Consider the following 6,226-nt stretch of genomic DNA (forward strand, 5'->3'; position numbering starts at 1 on the left):
CGCCTGGGCGACTCCATCGCCGTCAACGGCTGCTGCCTCACCGTCACCGACGTCGGCGACGGCACCTGGTCGGCCGACGTGATGGCCGAGACCCTCGACAAGACCTCGTTGGCCGGGGCCCGGCCGGGCGACCGGGTCAACCTCGAGCGCGCCGTCACCCCGCAGACCCGCCTGGGCGGCCACCTCGTCCAGGGCCACGTGGACGGGGTCGGCGAGATCCTGCGGCGCACCCCCAGCGAGCACTGGGAGGTCGTCGAGGTGTCCCTCCCGGCCCACCTGGCGCCGTACCTCGTCGACAAGGGCTCGATCACCGTCGACGGCGTCAGCCTCACCGTCGTCGAGGCCGGCGACCGGAGCTTCACGGTCAGTCTCATTCCCGAGACCCTGGCCCGCACCACCCTCGGAGACCGCGCGGTCGGCGACCGCGTCAACCTCGAGGCCGACATCATCGCCAAGCACGTCGAGAAGCTGCTCCGGAGCGGCCCCCTCGCCCACCCCGCGCAGGACAGGAAGCAGGACCGATGAACCTCCTCGAGTGGCTGATCCACGGCACCATCGCAGTCCCGAGGGGTGCGCTCAGCGTCCCCGAGGTCGTCGGCAACCTGTTCGGCCTCGCGAGCGCCGTCCTCGGCATGAAGCGCCTCGTGTGGGCCTGGCCGATCGGCCTGGTCGGCAACGTGCTGCTCTTCCTGGTGTTCGCCTCGGGTGAGCTCAGCGGTGTCGTCGCCGACCCCCTGTGGGGACAGGCGGGACGCCAGGTGTTCTTCGCCGCGGTCGCCGTCTACGGCTGGGTCCGCTGGTCGCGCCTGCGCCGGGCCGGTGGCGCCGCCGACGGCGGGGCGATCACCCCCCGCTGGGCGTCGTGGGCCGAGCGCGGACAGCTGCTCGCGCTCGGCGTCGTGGCGTACGCCGTGGCGTTCGTCGTCCTGCGCGAGATCGGGTCCTGGGGCCCGGCCACCGAGRCCTGGATCCTCGCCGGCTCCATGCTCGCGACGTACGGGATGGCGCGGGGCTGGGTGGAGTTCTGGATCGTGTGGATGCTCGTGGACGTCGTCGGCGTCACCACCCTCATCCAGGCCCACTACTACCCGACGGCCGCGATGTACCTGGTGTACGCCGCGTTCGTCGTGGTCGGCTTCGTCGTGTGGATCCGGGCCAGCGCCCGCGGCATCGCCCCGGCCGCTCCGACGCGCGAGGAGGTGTCCGCATGAGCGTCCGTCTGGACCCCGTCGAGCGGGCCGTCGAGGACATCGCAGCCGGCCGGTGCGTGATCGTGGTCGACGACGAGGACCGCGAGAACGAGGGCGACATCATCTTCGCGGCGTCGAAGGCGACGCCCGAGCTGATGGCCTTCACCATCCGCCACTCCAGCGGCGTCATCTGCGTGCCGATGCCCGGCGACATGCTGGAGCGCCTGGAGATCCCGCTGATGACCCCGCACAACAAGGACAAGCTGCGCACCGCCTACACCATCTCGGTGGATGCCAAGGACGGTGTCAGCACCGGCATCAGCGCCGGCGACCGTGCCCACACCGCGCGGGTGCTGGCGGACTCGGCGACCGAGCCCGGTGACCTGACGCGACCCGGGCACGTCTTCCCGCTCCGCTACCGGGACGGGGGAGTGCTCGTCCGCCGCGGCCACACCGAGGCGGCCGTCGACCTGGCCACCCTGGCCGGGCTGACCCCTGCGGGCGTGCTGGTGGAGGTCGTCAACGACGACGGCACGATGAAGCGCGCGCCCGAGCTGCGCGCCTTCGCCGACGAGCACGGCCTGGCGATGATCTCGATCGAGGACCTGGTGCGCTACCGGCGTCGCCACGAGCGGCACGTGGAGCGGGTGGCGCAGACCCGGCTGCCGACCGCGCACGGCGACTTCACGGCGTACGGCTACCGGATCACCATCGACGACAGCGAGCACGTCGCGCTGGTCCACGGCGACGTGTCCGGCGACGAGCCGGTGCTCACCCGGGTGCACTCGGAGTGCCTCACCGGTGACGTCTTCGGCAGCCACCGCTGCGACTGCGGCCCGCAGCTCCAGGAGGCGATGGCCCGCATCGTCGAGGAGGGGCGCGGCGTCGTGGTCTACCTGCGCGGTCACGAGGGCCGCGGCATCGGCCTGGTCGCCAAGCTGCAGGCGTACGAGCTCCAGGACGGCGGTCGCGACACCGTGGACGCCAACCTCGACCTCGGCCTGCCCGCCGACGCGCGGCACTACGGCACGGCCACCCAGGTGCTCCGCGACCTCGGGGTCGGCCGGGTGCGCCTGCTGACCAACAACCCCGCCAAGACCGCCAGCCTCGAGGACTTCGGCATCGAGGTGACCGAGCGGGTGCCGCTCGCGATGCACCCCACCGACGCCAACCGCGCCTACCTCGAGACCAAGCGCGACCGCATGGGACACGACCTGCCGGACCTGGGCGACCCCCTCGCCGCCGCCAGCGTCACCACGACCACCGAGGAGCTGCACCAATGAAGCACGGAGCCCCCGCCGAGACGGCGTTCGACGCCAGCGACCTCAGCGTGGCCGTGGTGGCCGCGAGCTGGCACACCGAGGTGATGGACGGCCTGCTGGCCGGCGCCCAGCGGGCCCTGGACGCCCACGGTGTGACCGACGCCGAGATCGTGCGCGTCCCGGGCACCTTCGAGCTGCCGGTGGTGGCGGACGCCCTCGCCGAGGACCACGACGCGGTGGTCGCGCTCGGCGTCGTGATCCGCGGCGGCACCCCCCACTTCGAGTACGTCTGCTCGGCGGCCACCGACGGCCTCTCCCGGGTCGCCCTCGACCACGGCATCCCGATCGGCTTCGGCGTCCTCACCTGCGACACCGACGAGCAGGCGCTGGACCGGGCCGGGCTCGAGGGCTCCAGCGAGGACAAGGGCTGGGAGGCCACCGCCGCCGCCCTGGCCACCGCCCGGACCCTCGCCGGGCTGCGCTGACCGCCGCCCGTAGGCTTGCCACCCGTGAAGACGTTCGAGGAGCTGTGGGCCGAGCTCAACGAGAAGGCCCAGACCCGACCCGAGGGATCCGGCACCGTGCGGCAGCTCGACGCGGGCGTGCACGCGATCGGCAAGAAGCTCCTCGAGGAGGCGGCCGAGTCGTGGATGGCGGCCGAGCACGAGGGCAAGGACGCCACCGCGATGGAGATCAGCCAGCTGCTCTACCACGCGCAGGTGCTGATGATCGCCGCCGACATCACGCTGGAGGACGTCTATGAGCACCTCTGAGCCGACCGGCCTCCTGCGCGTCGCCGTCCCCAACAAGGGCGCCCTGTCGCAGGCCGCGTCGGAGATCCTGCGGGAGTCCGGCTACCGGCAGCGCAGCGACTCCAAGGAGCTGGCCCTCGTCGACGCCGACAACGGCGTCGAGTTCTTCTACCTCCGCCCGCGTGACATCGCGCTGTACGTCGGGGAGGGCACCCTCGACGTCGGCATCACCGGCCGCGACCTGCTGCGCGACTCGGGCGCCACGGCCGTCGAGGTCCGCGAGCTCGGCTTCGGCCGCAGCCGCTTCCACTTCGCGGGCCCGGCCGGGCGCTACTCCTCGCTCGAGGAGCTCGAGGGCACCCGCATCGCCACGTCGTACGTCGGGATCGTGCGCGCCTTCCTCGTCGAGCGTGGCATCGACGCCACCGTCACCCGCCTCGACGGAGCGGTCGAGACGAGCATCCAGCTCGGGGTCGCCGATGTCATCGCCGACGTCGTGGAGACCGGCTCCACGCTGCGCGCGGCGGGGCTCGAGACCTTCGGCGAGGTGATCCTCGACTCGCAGGCCGTGGTGATCGCCCGCAACGGTGACACCCCGCCCGGTCTCGAGGTCTTCATGCGGCGCATCGAGGGCGTCCTGGTGGCCCGCGGCTACGTGATGATGGACTACGACATCTCGCGCGACCGGCTCGACGACGCGGTCGCCAGGACGCCCGGGCTCGAGGGACCGACGATCTCCCCGCTCGGTCGCGAGGGCTGGGTGGCGGTGCGCGCCATGGTGCCGCGAGCCGGTGCCCAGCGACTCATGGACGAGCTCTACGACCTCGGAGCCAGGGCGATCCTGCTCACCGACATCCATGCCTGCCGCATCTGAGGGCGCGGTCGTGGCGCTCCCGCACACCTGGCGACCGCTCGGGGTCCGGGTCGCGGTGCTGTTCTTCGGCGGCATGCTGCTGCTGGTCTGCGCGTTCGCGTGGTTCGGCTTCGACCCCTCGATCCGCGCCCGGTTCACGTTCTTCCAGCGCTCGACGCTGGTGGCGCTCGGACTGCTCGCCGGGTCGGTGGCGTATGCGCTGGGTCGCTCGCGCGTGGTGGCCGACGAGGCCGGCCTGACCGTCGTCAACGGCTACCGCCGGCACGCGTACGACTGGGCCCAGGTGGTGGCCGTCCGGCTGCCGCAGGGCGCCCCGTGGGCGACCCTGGACCTCGCCGACGGCACGACCATGTCGGTGCTGGCTATCCAGGGCTCCGACGGCGACCGGGCCCGCGCCGCCGTGCGGGCGCTGCGGGCCCTCATCGACCGCTGACGGGTCGCTCAGTCCTCGTCGCCCTCCGTGAGGGCGTGGATGCCCCACGTCACCGACAGCTCGTCGCCGGGCTCGCCCGCCGGTGCCAGAGTGACCAGGTCGGTCCCGGAGTTGAACGCGTTGGCCGGCGCCGTCATCGGCTCGACAGCCAGCGACCTCCGCTCCTTGCCGACGACGTCGTCGGCGCTGTAGAGGAGCAGCCACGGGATCCGCTGGTCGACCCACAGGGCGACGCCCTGACCGGTGGCGGGGTCACGCAGCGTGGCCGTGGCGACGCCGTCGGTGCGCGACAGGTCGCCGTACGTCTCGTCGAAGGCCATCGTCCCGAGGACCCGGGGGGTGCGGAAGTCGTGCTCGGCGTCCACCGGCACCGTCTCCCCGGGGATCAGCCGGTCGTCGGTGAGGGTGCGGATGCCGGCCGGCAGGCCGAGCTCGAGGTGGTCGATGCCCTCGCCCACGCACAGGTAGGGATGGGCACCGCAGGCGTACGGCGCGGGCTCGCCGCTGAGGTTCGTCGCCGTCTGGGTCACCGTCAGCCCGTCCGCGCCGAGGTCGTAGAGCACGTGGAGGTCCACCGCCCACGGGTAGCCGCTCTGGGCCATCACCCGGTACACGAGCGACACGGAGTTGGCCGTGTGCTCCTCCAGCGTCCAGGCCGCCCAGCGGGCCAGGCCGTGGGACGCGTTCGAGCGCTTCGGCTCGGAGAGGGCGAGCTGGTGGTCGCGACCGCCGAAGGAGTAGCGGCCGTCGCGGATCCGGTTGGGCCACGGCATCAGCAGCTGGCCACGCCCACCCGAGGACATCTCGTCCTCGCCGAAGCCGTCCACGAGGTCTCGGCCGCCGTGCTCGAGGACGCGCAGGGCGCCACCGCTCTCGGTGACGACCGCCCGGTACCCGGCGGCGGAGATCTCGTACTGGTCGCCGCTGGGCGCGACGGGGTGTGAGGAGGACATGCGCGACACCCTAGGCCCGCCTACGCTGCCGCCATGGTCCTGACCCACCGCCCGGTGACCACCGCGGACGCGGAGGTGCTGGCCGCGCTGATGACGGGCATCGCCGCCGACCACCCCACCGGCTTCGAGCTGTCCGCGGCCGAGGTGCGTGAGCTGCTGGCCGACTACCCAGGGGCCGTGGTCGAGGGCGGCTGGGACGCCGACGAGATGGTGGCCTACACCGCGGTCCTGCCGCGCGCGCCCCACGACGGCAGCCAGCACTTCCTGCTCTTCGGCGACGTGGACCCGGCACGTCTGGGCGAGGGGCACGGCACCGCGATGCTCGGYCGCGCCCTGGACACCGCCCGGCGGCTGCACAACATGGACGCTCCGACCTTCCCGGCCCGATTCCAGACCCGCGCGGTGGCCGGACGCGAGGACCAGGCCCGCCTGCTGGCGGACCACGGCCTGGCGGTGGACCGCCACAACTTCCTGATGGTCTCCGACCTCACCGGCCTCCCGGCCCCGGTCCTGCCGGCCGATCTCGTCCTGTCCTCGTTCGACCCGGCGGACGCCGAGGAGCTGCGGGCCGCCCACAACGAGGCGTTCCGCGACTACCCCAACGGCACCGCCGTCGACGAGCAGACCTGGAACGGCTTCATGGTCAGGGCCGCGCACACCCGCCACGACCAGTCCTTCGTGCTGCGTCAGCGGAGGCCGGGCGAGGTCGCGGCGTACGTCTTCGTGCACGAGTACGCGCTGTCCCCGTCCGGGACGTCCGGC

At 72.7% G+C, this 6,226-nt stretch carries 9 protein-coding genes; 8 read left to right on the forward strand and 1 reads right to left on the reverse strand.

The window, feature by feature from the left end:
- The 7 genes from ACXJKL_RS11780 to ACXJKL_RS11810 all read left to right on the forward strand — a co-directional run.
- Nucleotides 1-525, forward strand: a 525-nt coding sequence (locus tag ACXJKL_RS11780) for a riboflavin synthase (protein WP_457207236.1), incomplete at its 5' end; no start/stop codon positions are given.
- A complete protein-coding gene (gene pnuC / locus ACXJKL_RS11785; protein ID WP_457207237.1) occupies nucleotides 522-1,211 on the forward strand; it encodes a nicotinamide riboside transporter PnuC in 690 nt (229 codons plus the stop codon). The genes ACXJKL_RS11780 and pnuC, both read left to right, overlap by 4 nt.
- Nucleotides 1,208-2,473 (forward strand): bifunctional 3,4-dihydroxy-2-butanone-4-phosphate synthase/GTP cyclohydrolase II, encoded by a 1,266-nt coding sequence (locus tag ACXJKL_RS11790; protein WP_457207238.1) that lies wholly within the window; start codon nucleotides 1,208-1,210, stop codon nucleotides 2,471-2,473. The genes pnuC and ACXJKL_RS11790 overlap by 4 nt, the downstream gene beginning before the upstream one ends.
- Complete coding sequence (gene ribH, locus ACXJKL_RS11795; RefSeq protein WP_457207239.1) at nucleotides 2,470-2,937, forward strand: 6,7-dimethyl-8-ribityllumazine synthase; 468 nt, start codon at nucleotides 2,470-2,472, stop codon at nucleotides 2,935-2,937. The genes ACXJKL_RS11790 and ribH overlap by 4 nt, the downstream gene beginning before the upstream one ends.
- Nucleotides 2,938-2,961: 24 nt before the next feature.
- Entirely contained in the window at nucleotides 2,962-3,225 is a 264-nt protein-coding gene (locus tag ACXJKL_RS11800) for a phosphoribosyl-ATP diphosphatase (RefSeq protein WP_457207240.1), read from the forward strand.
- A complete protein-coding gene (gene hisG / locus ACXJKL_RS11805; protein ID WP_457207241.1) occupies nucleotides 3,212-4,078 on the forward strand; it encodes an ATP phosphoribosyltransferase in 867 nt (288 codons plus the stop codon). The genes ACXJKL_RS11800 and hisG overlap by 14 nt, the downstream gene beginning before the upstream one ends.
- Nucleotides 4,062-4,511: a PH domain-containing protein gene (locus tag ACXJKL_RS11810; protein ID WP_457207242.1), complete on the forward strand. Its 450-nt coding sequence runs from the start codon at nucleotides 4,062-4,064 to the stop codon at nucleotides 4,509-4,511. Before hisG ends, ACXJKL_RS11810 begins: the two co-directional genes overlap by 17 nt.
- 8 nt (nucleotides 4,512-4,519) lie before the next feature.
- Here the strand turns inward: ACXJKL_RS11810 and ACXJKL_RS11815 are convergent, their stop codons facing one another.
- On the reverse strand, nucleotides 4,520-5,464 hold the full coding sequence (locus ACXJKL_RS11815) for an aldose 1-epimerase family protein (RefSeq protein WP_457207243.1): 945 nt from the start codon (nucleotides 5,462-5,464) through the stop codon (nucleotides 4,520-4,522).
- Nucleotides 5,465-5,497: 33 nt separating this feature from the next.
- On the opposite strand from ACXJKL_RS11815, the gene ACXJKL_RS11820 reads away from it, so the two are divergent.
- Nucleotides 5,498-6,226: N-acetyltransferase family protein (locus ACXJKL_RS11820; RefSeq protein WP_457207244.1), on the forward strand; the 729-nt coding region annotated here is incomplete at its 3' end.

It is taken from the genome of Nocardioides sp. P5_C9_2 (genome assembly GCF_054049555.1).